Annotated in this window: 13 protein-coding genes; 3 read left to right on the top strand and 10 right to left on the bottom strand. The window is 72.4% G+C overall.

From position 1 onward, the window contains the following. Nucleotides 1–25 precede the first annotated feature (25 nt). The 6 genes from aceE to ACF062_RS02155 all read right to left on the bottom strand — a co-directional run bounded on the left by aceE (nt 26) and on the right by ACF062_RS02155 (nt 9,804). Nucleotides 26–2,731 carry a pyruvate dehydrogenase (acetyl-transferring), homodimeric type gene (gene aceE / locus ACF062_RS02180; protein WP_392134521.1) on the bottom strand — a complete coding sequence of 902 codons (2,706 nt, stop codon included), beginning with the start codon at nt 2,729–2,731 and terminating at the stop codon, nt 26–28. A 309-nt stretch (nt 2,732–3,040) separates the two neighbouring features. Then, complete coding sequence (locus tag ACF062_RS02175) at nt 3,041–3,664, bottom strand: GntR family transcriptional regulator (RefSeq protein WP_223774215.1); 624 nt, start codon at nt 3,662–3,664, stop codon at nt 3,041–3,043. A gap of 139 nt (nt 3,665–3,803) precedes the next feature. Then, the gene (gene sucB / locus ACF062_RS02170; RefSeq protein ID WP_392134518.1) at nt 3,804–5,579 is read right to left on the bottom strand and encodes a 2-oxoglutarate dehydrogenase, E2 component, dihydrolipoamide succinyltransferase; all 1,776 of its coding nucleotides are present in this window, start codon (nt 5,577–5,579) and stop codon (nt 3,804–3,806) included. 60 nt (nt 5,580–5,639) lie between these two features. Next, nucleotides 5,640–7,028 carry a dihydrolipoyl dehydrogenase gene (gene lpdA, locus ACF062_RS02165; protein ID WP_127910359.1) on the bottom strand — a complete coding sequence of 463 codons (1,389 nt, stop codon included), beginning with the start codon at nt 7,026–7,028 and terminating at the stop codon, nt 5,640–5,642. Between the two features lie 298 nt (nt 7,029–7,326). Beyond that, nucleotides 7,327–8,874 (bottom strand): leucyl aminopeptidase, encoded by a 1,548-nt coding sequence (locus ACF062_RS02160; protein WP_392134515.1) that lies wholly within the window; start codon nt 8,872–8,874, stop codon nt 7,327–7,329. Nucleotides 8,875–9,021: 147 nt separating this feature from the next. Continuing rightward, a complete protein-coding gene (locus ACF062_RS02155) occupies nt 9,022–9,804 on the bottom strand; it encodes an adenosylcobinamide-GDP ribazoletransferase (RefSeq protein WP_392134513.1) in 783 nt (260 codons plus the stop codon). A 66-nt stretch (nt 9,805–9,870) separates the two neighbouring features. Between ACF062_RS02155 and ACF062_RS02150 the strand changes: the two genes are divergently transcribed. Beyond that, nucleotides 9,871–10,680 (top strand): hypothetical protein, encoded by an 810-nt coding sequence (locus ACF062_RS02150; protein WP_392134510.1) that lies wholly within the window; start codon nt 9,871–9,873, stop codon nt 10,678–10,680. Here the strand turns inward: ACF062_RS02150 and ACF062_RS02145 are convergent. From ACF062_RS02145 to cobT, 3 genes are read right to left on the bottom strand one after another with little or no spacing between them, the layout of a single operon-like run. After that, the gene (locus ACF062_RS02145) at nt 10,575–11,318 is read right to left on the bottom strand and encodes a hypothetical protein (protein WP_392134507.1); all 744 of its coding nucleotides are present in this window, start codon (nt 11,316–11,318) and stop codon (nt 10,575–10,577) included. The genes ACF062_RS02150 and ACF062_RS02145 overlap by 106 nt on opposite strands. After that, the gene (locus tag ACF062_RS02140; RefSeq protein WP_392134504.1) at nt 11,315–13,081 is read right to left on the bottom strand and encodes a phosphatidylglycerol lysyltransferase domain-containing protein; all 1,767 of its coding nucleotides are present in this window, start codon (nt 13,079–13,081) and stop codon (nt 11,315–11,317) included. Before ACF062_RS02140 ends, ACF062_RS02145 begins: the two co-directional genes overlap by 4 nt. A gap of 53 nt (nt 13,082–13,134) precedes the next feature. Continuing rightward, on the bottom strand, nt 13,135–14,250 hold the full coding sequence (gene cobT, locus ACF062_RS02135) for a nicotinate-nucleotide--dimethylbenzimidazole phosphoribosyltransferase (protein WP_392134501.1): 1,116 nt from the start codon (nt 14,248–14,250) through the stop codon (nt 13,135–13,137). A 165-nt stretch (nt 14,251–14,415) separates the two neighbouring features. Here cobT and ACF062_RS02130 point away from each other — a divergent pair, with 165 nt between their 5' ends. Further along, on the top strand, nt 14,416–15,558 hold the full coding sequence (locus tag ACF062_RS02130; protein ID WP_392134498.1) for a class I SAM-dependent methyltransferase: 1,143 nt from the start codon (nt 14,416–14,418) through the stop codon (nt 15,556–15,558). A 31-nt stretch (nt 15,559–15,589) separates the two neighbouring features. Here the strand turns inward: ACF062_RS02130 and ACF062_RS02125 are convergent, their stop codons facing one another. Further along, nucleotides 15,590–16,834 carry a bifunctional adenosylcobinamide kinase/adenosylcobinamide-phosphate guanylyltransferase gene (locus ACF062_RS02125; RefSeq protein WP_392134495.1) on the bottom strand — a complete coding sequence of 415 codons (1,245 nt, stop codon included), beginning with the start codon at nt 16,832–16,834 and terminating at the stop codon, nt 15,590–15,592. A gap of 102 nt (nt 16,835–16,936) precedes the next feature. Between ACF062_RS02125 and ACF062_RS02120 the strand changes: the two genes are divergently transcribed. Next, nucleotides 16,937–17,161: a hypothetical protein gene (locus ACF062_RS02120; protein WP_392134492.1), complete on the top strand. Its 225-nt coding sequence runs from the start codon at nt 16,937–16,939 to the stop codon at nt 17,159–17,161. The last annotated feature ends 271 nt before the right edge of the window (nt 17,162–17,432 follow it).

Here is a 17,432-nt window from a genome sequence, read left to right as displayed (position 1 = left end):
GCCCGCACCTACAACCCGGCGAGGCTTACAGGCCGTACTTGGCCCGTGCCTCCTTCACCGCGGACGCGGGCACCTCACCGCGGCGGGCGAGCTGCGCCAGCGCGGCGACGACGATCGACTCGGCGTCGACACCGAAGTGGCGGCGCGCCGCGTCCCGCGTGTCGGAGAGGCCGAAGCCGTCCGCGCCGAGCGAGGAGTAGTCCTGCTCGACCCACTGCGCGATCTGGTCGGGGACCTGGCGCATGTAGTCGGAGACCGCGAGCACCGGGCCCTGCGCGCCCTCCAGCGCCGTACGGATGTACGGGGTGCGCTCCTCGCCGCGCAGCAGCGCCTCGTCCGCCTCCAGGGCGTCACGGCGCAGCTCGGTCCAGGACGTCGCGGACCACACGTCGGCGGCCACGCCCCACTCCTCGGCGAGCATCTTCTGGGCCTTCAGGGTCCAGTGGATGGCGGTGCCGGAGCCGAGCAGCTGGATGCGCGCGGCGTTGGCAGCGGGGGACAGGCCCGCGGACTCCGCCGTGTTGAAGCGGTAGAGGCCCTTGATGATGCCCTCGTCGACACCCGCGGGCTTCGCGGGCTGCGGCATCGGCTCGTTGTAGACGGTGAGGTAGTAGAAGACGTTCGGGTCCTCGCCCGGCAGCGCCTCGCCGTACATGCGGCGCAGACCGTCCTTGACGATCGCCGCGATCTCGTACGCGAACGCCGGGTCGTACGTCAGCGCGGCCGGGTTGGTCGCCGCGATCACCGGCGAGTGACCGTCCGCGTGCTGGAGGCCCTCACCCGTCAGCGTCGTACGGCCGGCGGTGGCGCCGACGAGGAAGCCGCGGCCGAGCTGGTCGCCGAGCTGCCACATCTGGTCGGCCGTGCGCTGCCAGCCGAACATCGAGTAGAAGATGTAGAAGGGGATCATCGCTTCGCCGTGCGTCGCGTACGACGTGGACGCGGCGATGAAGTCCGCCATGGAACCGGCCTCGGTGATCCCCTCGTTGAGGATCTGGCCGTCCTTGGCCTCCTTGTAGTACATCAGCTGGTCGCGGTCGACCGGCTCGTACGTCTGGCCCTTCGGCGAGTAGATGCCGAGCGAGGGGAAGAGCGACTCCATGCCGAAGGTGCGCGCCTCGTCGGGGACGATCGGCACCCAGCGCTTGCCGGTCTCCTTGTCGCGTACGAGGTCCTTGACCAGGCGTACGAACGCCATGGTCGTCGCCACGTTCTGCGAGCCGGAGCCCTTGTCGAAGGAGGCGAACGTCTTGTCCGCGGCGGCCGGCAGCGGGGCCAGCGGCTGCGTGCGGCGGGCCGGGGCCGGGCCGCCGAGGGCCGCGCGGCGCTCCTGGAGGTAGCGGACCTCGGGGGAGTCGGCGCCGGGGTGGCCGTAGGGCACCTGGCCGTCGACGAAGGCGCTGTCCGGGATCGGCAGCTCAAGGAGGTCCCGCATGTCCTTGAACTCGTCCACCGTGAGCTTCTTCATCTGGTGGTTGGCGTTCTTGGACTCGAAGCCCTTGCCGAGCGTGAAGCCCTTGACCGTCTGCGCGAGGATCACGGTCGGCGCGCCCTTGTGGGTGAGCGCCGCACGGTAGGCCGCGTAGACCTTGCGGGCCTCGTGGCCGCCGCGCGAGAGGTGGAAGCACTCGCTGATCTTGTCGTCGCTCAGCAGCTTGCCGAGCTCCACGAGCGCGGGCTCGGAGCCGAAGAAGTGCTCGCGGATGTAGGCGGCGTCGCGCGTCGCGTACGTCTGGAACTGCGCGTCAGGCACCTCGCGCAGGCGGCGGACCAGGGCGCCGGTGGTGTCGAGCTGGAACAGCTCGTCCCAGGCGTTGCCCCACAGGACCTTGATGACGTTCCAGCCGGCGCCGCGGAACTGGGCCTCCAGCTCCTGCACCACGCGGAAGTTGGCGCGGACCGGGCCGTCGAGGCGCTGGAGGTTGCAGTTGATGACGTACGTGAGGTTGTCGAGACCCTCGCGCGCGGCCAGTGCGAGGGCCGCCGTCGACTCGGGCTCGTCCATCTCGCCGTCACCGAGGAACGCCCACACGTGCGAGGCGGAGACGTCCTTGATGCCGCGGTTGGTGAGGTAGCGGTTGAAGCGCGCCTGGTAGATCGCCGACAGCGGGCCGAGACCCATGGAGACCGTCGGGAACTCCCACAGCCAGGGCAGGCGGCGCGGGTGCGGGTACGACGGCAGGCCGTTGCCGCCCGCCTCCTGGCGGAAGTTGTCGAGCTGCGCCTCGTTCAGACGGCCGTCGAGGAAGGCGCGGGCGTAGATGCCGGGGGAGGCGTGACCCTGGATGTAGAGCTGGTCACCGGAGCCGGCGGCCTCGCCGGACTCCTTGCCCTTGAAGAAGTGGTTGAAGCCGGTCTCGTACAGCCAGGCAGCGGACGCGAAGGTCGCGATGTGGCCGCCGACGCCGTGCTTGGAGCCGCGGGTCACCATCGCGGCCGCGTTCCAGCGGTTCCACGCGGTGATCTTCCGCTCCATCTCCTCGTCACCGTCGATCGACGGCTCGGCGGAGGTGGGGATGGTGTTGACGTAGTCGGTCTCAAGAAGCTTCGGCAGCGCCAGGCCCGCGCCCTCGGCGCGCTCCAGCGTGCGGCGCATCAGGTACGCGGCACGGTGCGGCCCGGCCGCCTGAGTAACGGCGTCCAGGGAGGCCTGCCATTCGGCGGTCTCCTCGGGGTCGCGGTCCGGGAGCTGGTCGAGCTCGCTCGGCTGGATTGCGGAGGGGTCGGTCATTGCGCCGCCTTCCTGAGTCGGAGGGGGTCCCCTGTTCGGTAAGGGGTGGGGGTGCCCGTTGTCTTTGGCAGGACAGGGCGTGAGGTTCTGGTGGGGAGTCGTTTGTGCGGCTCCGCCACAACCCCGTCGGAGACTGTAACTCCGTGATCGATGATCGATCAAAGGGTTGAAGACGAAAACCTCTCCATATCGAGAAAGTAGGCATCCGGTGCCAGCAAAGCGGGCACGCGGTGCCTTCGATTTGAAGGGTTTACGCAGGTGGGAGCACGTCTGCGGCCACACGGACACGGATGAGCGGACGACCGGGGCTCAGGCCCGCGGCGCGCACCCCAGGACGTGTGACTTGACCAGCTCGGCGATGGCCGGATCACGCCGCCGGAACGCGGACACCAGTGCCTCGTGCTCCTCCGCGTACGACTGCTGGACCGTGCCCAGCCAGCGGATCGACAGGGCGGTGAAGACCTCGATGCCGAGGCCCTCCCAGGTGTGCAGCAGCACGGAGTTGTCCGCGGCCCGCACCAGCTCCCGGTGGAAGGCCACGGTGTGCCGCACCTGCCCGGTGCCGTCGGCGGCGCGGTCCGCCTCGTAGAGGGCCGCGACATGGGGCTCCAGGGCCGAGCAGTCCTCGGCGAGACGCTCGGCCGCCAGCTCCGCGGCGATCGCCTCGAGGCCCGCCCGCACGGGGTAGCTCTCCTCCAGGTCCGCGGCGGTCAGATTCCTTACCCGCACGCCCTTGTTGGGCGCCGATTCGATGAGCCGCAGCGTCTCCAGTTCCCGCAGCGCCTCGCGCACCGGGGTCTGCGAGACCTCCAGCTCCACGGCGATCCGACGCTCCACGATGCGCTCGCCCGGCTTCCAGCGCCCGCTGACGATCCCCTCGACGATGTGCTCGCGGATCTGTTCGCGCAGCGAGTGAACGACGGGCGCGGTCATGAGAGCTCCTCCGGCAGGGGCTGCGGACCCCAAGGGCGTGTGACCCCTAGACAATACGGCGACGCCCCCGCCCGGATAACTCCGAACGGGGGCGTACGTGCTGATGAGACGAGTGTTACAGCCTCACCGGGAGCCGGTACTACAGGCCGAGCTCGACCTCGAACTCGCCGGCTTCCAGGATCGCCTTGACGGCGGTCAGGTAGCGGGCGGCGTCGGCTCCGTCGACCAGGCGGTGGTCGTAGGAGAGCGAGAGGTACGTCATGTCCCGTACGGCGATGGTCTCGCCGAGGTCGGGGTGGTTGATGACGACCGGGCGCTTGACGGTGGCGCCGATGCCGAGGATGGCGGCCTGGTTCGGCGGCACGATGACCGTGTCGAACAGGGCGCCGCGGGAGCCGGTGTTGGAGATGGTGAAGGTGGCCCCCGACATGTCGTCCGGGGTGAGGCCGCCGCCGCGGGCCTTGCCGGCCAGTTCGGCGGTCTTCTTGGAGATGCCGGCGATGTTGAGGTCGCCCGCGCCCTTGATGACCGGGGTCATCAGGCCCTTCTCGGCGTCGACGGCGATGCCGATGTTCTCCGCGTCGAAGTAGGTGATGGTGCCTTCGTCGTCGTTGATGCGGGCGTTGATGACCGGGTGGGCCTTCAGTGCCTGGGCGGCGGCCTTGACGAAGAACGGCATCGGGGACAGCTTGACGCCCTCGCGGGCGGCGAAGGCGTCCTTGGCCTTGGCGCGCAGCTTCATCAGCTTGGTGATGTCGACCTCGACGACCGAGGTCAGCTGGGCCTGCGAGTGCAGGGCCTTCATCATGTTGTCGCCGATGACCTTGCGCATGCGGGTCATCTTGACCGTCTGACCGCGCAGCGGCGACGCCTCCAGGGCCGGGGCCTTGGGAGCGCTCGGAGCAGCGGCGGCGGCCGGGGCCGGGGCGGCCTTCTTGGCCTCGGCGGCGGCGATGACGTCCTGCTTGCGGATGCGGCCGCCGACACCGGAACCGGTGACCTCGGAGAGGTTCACGCCGTTCTCGGAGGCGAGCTTACGGACCAGCGGGGTCACGTAGGCGCCGTCGTCGGCCGGGGCCGACTGCTGGGCCGGGGCGGCGGGAGCCTGTGCCGGGGCGGTCGGCTGCGCCGGAGCCGGAGCGGCGGCGGCGGGCTGGGCCGGGGCGGCGGGAGCGGCGGCCGGAGCGGCGGGCTGGGCCGGAGCCGGGGCCTCCTGCTTCGGAGCCTCCTGCTTGGGGGCCTCCTGCTGCGCGGGGGCGGCCGGGGCCTCCTCCTTGGCCGGGGCCGGGGCGGCACCGGGCGCGCCGACGACGGCGAGCTTCGCGCCGACCTCGGCGGTCTCGTCCTCGCCGACGACGATCTCCAGGAGAACGCCCGAGACGGGCGAGGGGATCTCGGTGTCGACCTTGTCCGTCGAGACCTCCAGGAGGGGCTCGTCGGCCGCGACCTCCTCGCCGACCTCCTTCAGCCAACGGGTGACGGTGCCCTCGGTGACGGACTCGCCGAGCGCGGGCAGGGTGACCTCGGTGCCCTCGGCGGAACCGCCGGACTGGGCGGGGGCCTGCTGCTGGGGGGCCTCCTCCTGCGCGGGGGCGGCCGGGGCCTCCTCCTGCGCGGGGGCGGGGGCGGCCGGGGCCTCGGCCTGTGCCGGGGCGGCCGAACCGCCCGCGTCGCCCGAGCCGTCGTCGATGACGGCCAGCTCGGCGCCGACCTCGACCGTCTCGTCCTCGGCGACCTTGATGGAGGCCAGGATGCCCGAGGCGGGGGCCGGGATCTCGGTGTCGACCTTGTCGGTCGAGACCTCGAGCAGCGGCTCGTCGGCCTCGACGCGCTCGCCTTCGGCCTTCAGCCAACGGGTGACAGTGCCCTCGGTGACGCTCTCGCCGAGCGCCGGAAGGGATACGGAAACCGCCATGGTTTCGGTTGCTCCTTACGAATTGCGGAAAGTCTGGTCGTCGCGCCCGAAGACTGAAGATCAGTCGTGGGAGTGCAGCGGCTTGCCCGCGAGGGCCAGGTGGGCCTCGCCGAGCGCCTCGTTCTGCGTCGGGTGGGCGTGGATGAGCTGGGCGACCTCGGCCGGCAGCGCCTCCCAGTTGTAGATCAGCTGGGCTTCGCCGACCTGCTCGCCCATGCGGTCGCCGACCATGTGGACGCCGACCACGGCACCGTCCTTGACCTGGACGAGCTTGATCTCGCCCGCGGTCTTGAGGATCTTGCTCTTGCCGTTGCCCGCGAGGTTGTACTTGAGGGCGACGACCTTGTCCGCGCCGTAGATCTCCTTGGCCTTGGCCTCGGTGATGCCCACGGAGGCGACCTCGGGGTGGCAGTACGTCACCCGGGGCACGCCGTCGTAGTCGACCGGGACGGGCTTGAGACCGGCCAGGCGCTCCGCGACCAGCATGCCCTCGGCGAAGCCGACGTGCGCGAGCTGGAGGGTCGGCACCAGGTCGCCCACGGCCGAGATGGTCGGGACGTTGGTCTGCATGTACTCGTCGACCAGGACGTAGCCGCGGTCCATGGCGACGCCCTGCTCCTCGTAGCCGAGGCCCTGGGAGACCGGGCCGCGGCCGATGGCGACCAGGAGGACCTCGGCCTCGAAGGTCTTGCCGTCGGCGAGGGTTACGCGCACGCCGTTCTCGGTGTACTCGGCCTTCTCGAAGAAGGTGCCGAGGTTGAACTTGATGCCGCGCTTGCGGAACGCGCGCTCAAGGAGCTTGGAGCTGTTCTCGTCCTCGACGGGCACGAGGTGCTTGAGGCCCTCGATGACCGTGACGTCGGTCCCGAAGGACTTCCACGCCGAGGCGAACTCGACGCCGATGACGCCGCCGCCCAGGATGATCGCGGACTCCGGCACGCGGTCCAGGGTCAGCGCGTGGTCCGAGGAGATGATGCGGTTGCCGTCGATCTCCAGGCCCGGCAGCGACTTCGGCACGGAACCGGTCGCGAGGAGCACGTGGCGCCCCTGGATCCGCTGCCCGTTCACGTCCACGGAGGTCGGGGAGGAGAGCTTGCCCTCACCCTCGATGTACGTCACCTTGCGGGAGGCGACGAGTCCCTGGAGGCCCTTGTAGAGGCCGGAGATGACGTCGTCCTTGTACTTGTGGACGGCCGCGATGTCGATGCCCTCGAAGGTGGCCTTCACGCCGAACTGGTCGGCCTCGCGCGCCTGGTCGGCGATCTCGCCGGCGTGCAGCAGCGCCTTCGTGGGGATGCAGCCGTTGTGCAGGCAGGTGCCGCCGAGCTTGTTCTTCTCGATCAGGGCGACGTCCAGGCCCAGCTGCGCTCCGCGCAGGGCCGCGGCGTAACCGCCGCTACCGCCGCCGAGGATCACTAGGTCGAAAACGGTGCTGGCGTCGTTCGCCACGTCACGTCCTCCATGCATGTGCGCCGTACGCCGGACCCCTTTTGCGCGGGGGACGACCGGTCGGTCGGCTGGTATTCGGCCGCTCTTGTTTCGGCCCTTTGGTGGGGGCCCTGTCCTGCCGAGAACCCATCTTCGCACTTGTCGACGGGAGGCGGGACGCCGGGCCAGGCTGTGAGACGTCCGATCAGCCGTCTCCAGCGGTTCTGCCGTGTACGAACCTACGGATTTCGTCGAGGGCGAAATCACGCGGGGCCCCGGACGCGTGGAACGTCCGGAGCCCCGAAGTGCTGCTCGCGAATCAGCCCAGGTCGCCCGCGGCGGTGCGCTCGGCGAGTCGGACCAGGGTGCGGACCGCGGTGCCGGTGCCGCCCTTGGGGGTGTAGCCGAACGGCGCGCCCTCGTGGAAGGCCGGGCCCGCCACGTCGAGGTGCGCCCAGATGATGCCCTCGCCCACGAACTCCTGGAGGAAGAGGCCGGCGACCAGGCCGCCGCCCATCCGGTCGCCGATGTTGGCCATGTCGGCGGTGGCGGAGTCCATGCCCTTGCGCAGTTCGGCGGGGAGCGGCATGGGCCAGGACGGCTCGCCGACCTCCTCGGCGATCTCGTGGACCGACGTACGGAAGGCGTCGTCGTTGGCCATGATGCCGAAGGTGCGGTTGCCGAGCGCCACCATCATGGCGCCGGTCAGCGTCGCCACGTCGACGATCGCGTCGGGCCGCTCCTCGGAGGCCTTGGCGATGGCGTCGGCCAGGACCAGACGGCCCTCGGCGTCGGTGTTCAGGACCTCGACGGTCTTGCCGCTGTACATCCGCAGGACGTCGCCGGGACGGGTGGCGGAGCCGGACGGCATGTTCTCGGCGAGCGCCAGCCAGCCGGTGACGTTCACTTCGAGGCCGAGGCGCGCGGCGGCGACGACGGCGGCGAAGACCGCCGCGGCACCGGCCATGTCGCACTTCATGGTCTCGTTGTGACCGGCGGGCTTCAGCGAGATGCCGCCCGAGTCGTACGTGATGCCCTTGCCGACGAAGGCGAGGTGCTTCTTCGCCTTGGAGTGCGTGTACGAGAGCTTCACCAGGCGCGGCGGGGCGTCCGAGCCCGCGCCGACGCCGAGGATGCCGCCGTAGCCGCCCTTGGTGAGCGCCTTCTCGTCGAGCACCTGGACCTTGATGCCGTGCTCCTTGGCGGCCGCGGTGGCGACCGCCGCGAAGGCCTCGGGGTCGAGGTCGTTCGGCGGGGTGTTGACCAGGTCGCGGGCGCGGTTCAGCTCCTCGGCCACGGCGGCGGCGCGCTCGATCGCGGCCTTGTACGCCTTGTCGCGGGGCTTGCCGCCGAGCAGGACGGCCTCGGCGAGCGGCGCCTTGGCGTCCTTGCCGTTCTTCTTCCCGGGCTTGGTGTCGCCCTGGTCCTTGTACGCGACGAAGGAGTACGCGCCGAGCAGCGCGCCCTCGCCGAGGGCGCAGATGTCGTCGGCGTCCTCGACGGGCAGCGCGAACGCGGCCTTCTTCACGCCGGTCAGGGCGCGGGCGGCGACGCCTGCGGCACGGCGCAGCGCGTCCGTGCCGTACGTCTCGTCCTTCTCCGGGACCTCGCCGAGGCCGACCGCGACGACGACCGGGGCCTTGAAGCCGGACGGCGCGGGCAGCTTCGTCACCTCGCCCTCGCCGCCCGAGGCGCCGAGGGTCTCCAGGACCGAGGCGAGCTTGCCGTCGTACGCCTTGTCCACGGACTCGGCGCCGGGTGCGACGACCAGAGCCCCCTTGGAGCCAGAGCCCTTCGCGACACCGACGACGATCGCGTCGGCACGCAGGCCGGACGCGGCGGCGGTGCTGAGAGTCAGAGCAGTCACGGTGGTGAGGTCCTCTTTCGGTTGGTTTTCGACGGGCTGTGGGGTGGTGAGCCCGTCGCGAGCCTACGCCCGTGAGCGCTGCGGTGCGCCTGACTGTGTGTGTTCGATGGAGTGTCGCGTACGCGGCGGTTTCCGCCGGCCCGGGAGTCAGCCGAGCACGAGCACCACCAGAGCGGTGGTCGCCGCCGTCTCGGCGAGGCCGCCGAAGACGTCTCCGGTGACGCCGCCGAACCGTCGTACGCAGTGGCGGAGCAGCAGTTCGGCGGCGCCGAGCGCGAGGACCACACAGGCCGCCGCCCGCGCGAAGCCGTACGTACCGAGCGGCGCGCCCGCGCCCGCCGCCGCGCCCGTGACGACCGCCGCGACCAGCAGTGCCCGTCCTCGCGGTACGACCCCGGCGACGGCGGCGCCGAGGCCTTCGGGGCGGGCCGGGGGCACTCCGGCGCGGGCGGCCAGGGTGAGGGCGAGCCGGGCGGCGGTGGCCGAGACGACGACGGCGACGGCGCCTTCCGCCCAGGACCTCTCGTACAGCTGGCCGACCGCGGCGACCTGGGCGAGGAGCACGAAGAGCAGGGTGAGGACGCCGAAGGGGCCGATGTCGGACTGCTTCATGACGCGCAGCGCGTCGTCGGCGGGCCTGGCGCTGCCGAGGCCGTCGGCGGTGTCCGCGAGGCCGTCGAGATGCAGGCCGCGGGTGAGGGCGGCGGGCGTGGCGACGGTCGCCACTGCGGCGAGCAGGGGCCCGGCGCCGAGCAGTGTCAGGGCGCCGCCGACCCCCGCCGCGCAGAGGCCGATCACCAGGCCGGCGAGGGGGGCGCACTGCATGCCGGCGCGCGCGGCTCCGCGGTCCCAGCGGGTGACCCTGACGGGGAGCGCGGTGAGGGTGCCGAAGGCGAAACGTATGCCGTCGGCGGGGGAGGTTCTGGACACCGCGGCAGGCTACCCCGGGCGACGGGCCGCCCTGCGGATCACCCTTCGGGGACGGAGGATGGCCGCATGAGCGACTGGTGGTACCGGAACGTCGTCGAGCCGGGGAAGCTGCCGCTGCTGCTCGCGCTGCTCTCCTTCGTCGGGTCGTTCCTCGTCACGCGGACGATCACCCGGCTCATCCGGGCGGGCAAGGGCCCGTTCCGGAACATCCGTTCGGGCGAGGTGCATGTCCACCACGTCGTGCCGGGCATCTTCCTCATGCTGGTCGGCGGTTTCTGGGCGGCGGCCGCCGGGCGGCACGGTGCCGCCCCGCTGTACGCCGCCGTCATCTTCGGGACCGGCGCCGGCCTCGTGCTCGACGAGTTCGCGCTGATCCTCCACCTCGACGACGTCTACTGGAGCGAGCAGGGCCGCAAGAGCGTGGAGGCCGTGATGCTCACGGCCGCCCTGGTCGTCCTGGTGCTCACCGGCTTCACGCCGTTCGGGGTCGACGACCTGACGGCCGTCGAGCGGCAGAACCGCGGCCTGCTGGCGCTGAACATCGGGCTGAACTGTGCCTTCGCCCTGATCGCGCTCCTCAAGGGCAAGCTGCGTACCGCCCTGATCGGCATGGTGATCCCGCTCGTCGCGCTGGTCGGCGCCGTCCGTCTGGCCCGGCCGGGATCGGCGTGGGCGCGGCGCTTCTACCGCGACCGGCACCGGACACGCGCGCGTGCGGGCCTGCGCGCCTTCCGCCACGACCGCCGCTGGGCGAGGCCGCGCCGCAGGCTTCAGGACTGGATCGGCGGCTTCTCGCCCGACCCGAAACCGTCCGGGGAGGTGGACCGGGAGCCGTCCGGGCAGGCGGACCCGGAACGCTTGCCGCCGCCCCGGTGACGCAGCGCAGAGAGGGCGCGCAGCGCGAGCACGGCCGCGACCGCCGCGATGTGCTCCTTGCCCGCGAGGTTGTTCTTGACGATCACCTCGACGACCATCAGGGCGGCCACCAGGGCCGCGGTGACGTACGCCCGGTGGCGCCAGCACACGTACAGCGCGAGGCCCACGACGGCGGCGGACGGGCCCGTGTCGACGACCCGCGCGTCCGAGGCGGGGAGGCCGATGGGGCTGCCGGGGCCCAGCTCGATGCCCACGCGCGCGTAGAGCGTGCCGGCCAGCGTGGCCACGTACGCGATGAGGAGCGCGCGCCGCCGGCCGAGGCAGATCTCGGCGATCCCGAAGACGAGCAGGATCTGCGCGAGCGCACCCCATACGGGCAGGTCGAGCGCGGGCACGAAGAGGGAGAGCGGGGTGCGGAGGAGCGCGAGCCACAGGGGGTCATCGGCGCGCACGGCGCCGATGTTCTGGACGAACTGGTAGCCCCAGGGCTGGTTCTGCGCGTACTGGAAGAGGGCGGTGAGGCAGACCGCCGCGAGCGTCATGGGCACGGCCCGCCATCGCCGGGCGACGAGCGCGTCGCGCACGGTGGAGACGAGGGGTCTCCACTCGGCGCGGGCGAAGCGGGCCAGGGTGCTCATCGTCTCGACTCCAGATGCTTGCGGTGCAGGAACTTCGGCAGTCCCGGCGCTTCGAGGAAGCCTTCCGCGCGCGCCGACGCGATGCCGATGCGCGGCAGGTCGCCGCTCTTCTCGAAGAGGAGGAAGCGGGGTTCCCAGATCGGCCGGTACTTGGCATTGGCGCGGTAGAGGGATTCGATCTGCCACCACCGGGAGAAGAAGCTGAGCAGCGACCGCCACAGGCGAAGGACCGGGCCCGCGCCGAGCCGCGAGCCACGTTCGAAGACCGACCGGAACATCGCGAAGTTGAGCGAGACCTGCGTGATCTGGATCTCGGGGGCGCGCTGGAGGAGTTCGATGACCATGAACTCCATCAGGCCGTTCTCGCTGTCGCGGTCGCGCCGCATCAGGTCCAGGGAGAGCCCGCGCGGCCCCCACGGCACGAAGGAGAGCACCGCCCTCAGCTCGCCGTCGGCGTCCGTGCACTCCAGCATCACGCACCGCCCGTCCGCGGGGTCGCCGAGCCGTCCGAGCGCCATGGAGAAGCCGCGCTCGGTGGCGCCGTCGCGCCAGTCGTCGGCGCGCCGCAGCAGTTCCGCCATCTCGTCGGGCGGAATGTCCTCGTGGCGGCGGATGCGCACGGTGTAGCCCGCGCGCCTGACGCGGTTGTACGCCTGGCGGACGGTGCGCATGGCCCGCCCCTCCAGGCTGAACTCCGCCGTCTCCACGATCGCCTCGTCGCCCAGCTCCAGAGCGTCCAGGCCGTGCCGGGCGTAGATCGTGCCCCCCTCCTCGCTCGCGCCCATCACGGCGGGGATCCAGCCGTGCTCGCGGGCCTCGGCGAGCCACGGCTCGATCGCCCCCGGCCAGGCCTCCGGGTCGCCGATGGGGTCGCCGGAGGCCAGGGAGACGCCGCCGACGACGCGGTACGCGACCGCCGCCTTGCCGGTCGGTGACCATACGACGCTCTTCTCGCGGCGCAGCGCGAAGTAGCCGAGCGAGTCGCGCTCGCCGTGCCGGGCGAGCAGTGCGCGCAGCCGCTCCTCGTCCTCCTCGCTGAGCGGATCGACGGCCCTGCGGGAGCGGAACGCCGCGTACAGGACGGCGCAGAGCAGCAGTGCGCTGAGGACGTTGATGGAGACATTGACCCAGCCGGGCGTGGTGATGCCTTCGAAGCGCTGGTCGTCGGCGGCCAGCGAGACCAGGCGCATGGTGCCGTAGCGCCACCGGTCGAGGAAGGCCGAACGGTCGCCGTCCTGGGCGCGGTTGGTGACGGTGACGAGCAGCGCGGCGATCAGCGACGTCACGAGGAGCCCGCCGACCGCCACGGCCGATGCCAGCCTCGGGTTGGACCGGTCGCCCTTGGCGTAGAACTCGCGGCGCCCGATGACCAGCGCCACGACGAAGGCGGCGGTCAGGACGAGGGAGATCCAGTTCTGCGCGTACCGCCGGACCTCCGGGAAGCACATCGCGAAGGCGAAGAGCAGCAGGAAGAGCCCGCTGAGTACGGCGTTGAGGATCCACGCGGCGCGCTTGCGGCGCCGCATCGTGATCGCCAGGAACATCGTGAACGCCCCGGACGCGAAGCCCGCGGTCAGCAGGTACGGGGTGAAGTAGTTCTCCGTGTTGTGCTGCCGCAGGTCCTGCCCGAGGGAGACCCAGACCGCGCTGAGGAAGTTGATGAACGTGACGGCGCGGAGATACCAGACGGTGAAACCGGCGGCGCGGCGTTGTGTGACGGTGCGTGGTTTCCGTTGCCTGGTGACAACCTGCTCAACTCCCATAAAAAGGGATCATATGGGCAAGGCCGTCGTGGCCGTTCCGTGCCGCCGGACGCCTACTCGGTGGGCGGAATGGCAGGCTCCGCCTGGGCCTCCGTTTCGGTCTCCGCCTCGGCCTCCGCGGCGGCGGCCCGCACCGGCAGTTCCGCCGACAGGGCCGCGGCCGCCTGCACCAGCGGCAGGGCCAGCAGACCCCCGGCGCCCTCGCCGACCCTGACCCCGTGGTCCAGGAGGGGCTCGAGGGCCATCCGGTCCAACGCCTTGGCCTGGGCCGGCTCCCCGCTGTCGTGCCCCGCGAGCCACCAGTCCGGCGCCCGGAAGGCGACCCGCTGGGCCACCAGCGCCGCCGCCGACGCCACCACGCCGTCGAGGATCACCGGCGTACGGCGCACCGCGCACTGCAACAAGAAGCCCGTCATCGCGGCCAGGTCGGCGCCGCCCACCGCCGCGAGCAGCTCCAGCTGGTCGCCGAGCACGGGCCGCGCCCGCCGCAGGGCGTCCCGCACCGCCGCGCACTTGCGCATCCACGCCAGGTCGTCGATTGCCTCGCCGCCCCGCCCGGTCACCACGGACGCGTCGGTGCCGCAGAGCGCGGCGATCAGCGTCGCGGCGGGCGTCGTACCCCCGACGCTCACATCGCCGAGCACGATCAGATCGGTGCCGGAGTCGGCCTCCTCGTCGGCGACGGCCATGCCGGCGCGCACCGCCTGCTCCGCCTCCTCGGCGCTCAGCGCGTCCTCGATGTCGATACGTCCCGAACCGCGCCGCACCCGGTGCCCCGCGACCTCGGCGGGCAGCTCGGCCGGGTCGCAGTCGAGCGCCATGTCGACGACGCGTACGGGCACGTCGAGGCGGCGCGCGAGCACGGCCACCGGGCTCTCGCCGGCCAGGACGGCACGGACGAGAGCGGCGGCGCTCCCCGCGGGCCGCGCCGAGACCCCGAGCTCGGAGACGCCGTGGTCGCCCGCGAACAGCACCACGCGCGGCCGCTCGACGGGCCGCACCGGCACCGCGGCCTGGGCCGCCGACAGCCACTCGCCCAGCTCGTCGAGGCGGCCCAGGGATCCGGGCGGCAGGATCTGCCGCTCCCTGCGCTCCTCGGCGTCGCGGCGCACCCCGCCGTCGGGCCGCTCGATCAGGTCGGTGAAGTCGTCGAGATTCAGCGAGCTCATTCGCCGAACAGTACCGGCAGGCCGGGCGCCGGTGTTCGAACGGCCCCGAGGGCCGGGACCACCGTCCGGCGGGAGCCCTCCGGCGGTTACGGCATGTGCCCCATTGGGCACATAACGTCATTGCCGGACCTAACCCACCAAAGACGCATACTTCAGGAGCACGCCATGGACGTCGCCCCGCGGATCGCCGAACGACGCCCCGCCTACCTCGCCGCCCTCGCCCAGGGAACCGAGCGGTTCCACGAGCCCCGCCGCCGTGCCTGCCCCTGGTGCGGCTCCCCGCGGCTGCGGCCCCGGCTGCGCACCACCGACCTGGTCCAGCACAAGCCGGGCACCTTCACGCTCGACCAGTGCGCCCACTGCGGCCACTGTTTCCAGAACCCCCGCCTCACCCCCGAAGGCCTGGCCTTCTACCACCGCGACCTCTGCCACCGGGAGGGCCTCGGCGGCCTCGGCGGATTCGGCGGATTCGGCGGCTTGGGGGGACTGGGCGGGCTCGGCGGGGCCGGGGGCATGGGCAGCAAGGCGCTCGGCAGACTCCTCGGCGCCAGACCCACCGACCGGCGCCATCTGGCCCGTGCCCGCGCTCTGCGCGAGTTCGACGAGCCCGAGTGCTGGCTGGACGTCGGCACCGGGCGGGCGCTCTTCCCGGCCCTCGCCAAGCAGGTCCTGCCGTACACGTCCTTCGACGGGCTCGACCCCGGCAAGGGCATCGAGGTGGCCGTGCGCCGCGGCCGGGTCGAGGAGGGCCACCGCGGCACCCTGACCGGACTCGCCGGCCGCCTCGCGGGCCGGTACGACGCCCTGAGCCTCTTCCACCAACTGGAGCGCGGCCCCGACCCCCGCGCGGAACTCGCGGCGGCGAGGACCGTCCTGCGCCCCGGCGGCCACCTGATGATCGAGTCCCCCGACCCCGGCTGCCGGTACGCCCGACTGCTCGGCAGGTGGTGGCCGTCGTACTCGCAGCCCCGGCACCTGCACCTCGTGCCGCTCGCCAACCTCCGCGCGGGACTGGAGGAACTCGGCTTCACGGTGGTGCGCGTCGAGCGCCGCGCCTCGCATGTGCCCGCCGACCTGAGCGGGGCGCTCGCCCTCTTCCTCGACCGCTGCCTGCCCCGGGCCGACGTCCCCTGGCGCGCCAGGCCCGCGCCCCGGCTCGGCCTCACGATCCGCCGCGCCGCGTGGTGGGGCGCCGTGCCGGTGCTGACCCTCGCCCAGGCCCTCGACCGGCTCCTGGCCCCGCTGCTCACCCGCGTCGGTTTCTCCAACACCTACCGGGTCATCGCGCGCAGGGGCGAGGGCGCCTGACGTACGCGCGGCGACCGGAAGGCCGGCCGGGTCAGCCGCGCAGCGCCAGCGCCTGTCCCGCCACGACGAGAAGCACGTGCTCGCACTCGGCGGCGAACGCCGCGTTCAGGCGGCCCAGTTCGTCGCGGTAGCGGCGGCCCGAAGCGGTCGCGGGGACGATGCCGGAACCGACCTCGTTCGAGACGGCGACCACCGTGCGCCGGGTGGCGCGCACCGAGTCCGCCAGCTCGGCGACCCGCCCCCGCAGCCGCCGCTCGCCGCCGCCCGCCCACTCGGCGTCGTCCCACGCGTTCACCTCGTCCATGACGTGGGTCAGCCACAGCGACAGGCAGTCGATGAGCAGCGGCGGCCCGTCGTCCGTGAGCAGCGGCACGAGGTCGCAGGTCTCCGCGGTCCGCCACGAGCCGGGACGCCGCTCGCGGTGCAGGCTCACCCGGTCCGCCCACTCGGCGTCACCGTTCCTGGTCCCGCCCGTCGCGACGTACAGCACCTCGGGGAAGGCCTCCAGGCGCCGCTCGGCCTCCACCGACTTGCCCGAGCGGGCGCCGCCGAGGACGAGGGTGCGGCGCGGCACGTCCGGCACGTTCTCGTAGGCGCCGACGACGAGCGTCGTCCCGTCCGGCACGGCCCGCGCGCCCGCGGCCGCGAGCCGGCGTGTCAGCTCCCTGCCCGGCGGCACCTCGTGGCCGATGTGGACGGCGATGACATCGGTGGTGGGTCCGACGGCACCCGCCGCGCGCAGCCGGGCGAGCCCGTCGGGACGCCCGAGGACATCGGCGAGGACCATCTCGTACGCGGCCCGCCCGCCGTGCGCCCCGGTGAAGCCGAGGCCGAAGCCGTTGCCGTCGCCGTCGGCGAGCCCCGCGGGGGCGCCGCCGGGCGGCAGGTACAGCAGCCGTTCGCCGTCCGGGCCCGTCACCTCGTACCCCGAGCCGGGCGCGTCCAGCGCCACCGCCCGCACCCGGTGGCCGGTCAGCAGTGCCAGCTCCCGCCCGTCGGCGACGCGTCCGGGCTGCGGGAGACCGGCCGGGACCTCCACGGCGGGCCCGTCGTGCGGATGGGAGAGCAGGACCTGGCGCACACCGCCGAGCGAGTGCCCCGCGCGGGCCGCAGCGAAGGCCGCGCCGGGCGTGAGGTCGAGCAGCAGGACGCCGTCCACGAGCAGCGCGGTGGCCGCCCGTGCCGCGTCATCGAGGGCGGTCGCGCAGGCCGCGCAGGGGCAGCCGGGGAGGGGCAGTCCTTCGGGGGCGCCGGTGCCGAGCAGAGTCAGTTCCACACGAAGATCCTCCCGCGTCGGGTCCGGCGCCGCGCGCCCGGCTAGGCTTCAAGCGGATTCAGGCGGCTCCCAAGCCGCTACGGGACCCTCGGGAGGCTGACGATGGCAGCATGGACGTGGCGGTTCGAGAAGGCGGACGGGACGGAGGTCCAGCCCGCGCTGACCCCGGAGGAGTTCACCACACAGGGTGACGCCGAGTCCTGGGTCGGTGAGTACTGGAAGGAACTGGCCGAGGGCGGTGCCGATCAGGTCTCCCTCTTCGAGGACGCGACCAAGATCTACGGCCCGATGAGCCTGCACCCGGACGCGCAGGACGCGCAGGCGTAGCGGGTCCCACGCGGACATACGACACGTACGACACGCGGACATACGAGAGGCGGCGGCCGGATCCCCGGCCACCGCCTCTCCCACGACCGGACCCCGGCCACCGCCGCTCTTGCGACCGGGCGCTAGGGCCTGTCTGACAATTCCCGCCTGCCTCGCGACGCCATGCACGCACTCTCGCCGCACCGGGCGCAGAGCCAAGTACATCCAGTACGAGGCCCTACGCCCGGCACGCCGAGAGCACGCACCTGACGCCGCGAGGCCGCCCTCCGGG

This window comes from Streptomyces sp. NPDC015345, assembly GCF_043078805.1.
Classification (GTDB): domain Bacteria; phylum Actinomycetota; class Actinomycetes; order Streptomycetales; family Streptomycetaceae; genus Streptomyces.
The sequence above is the reverse complement of the archived record's forward strand: the minus strand, read 5'-3'. Positions and strand labels throughout refer to the sequence as shown.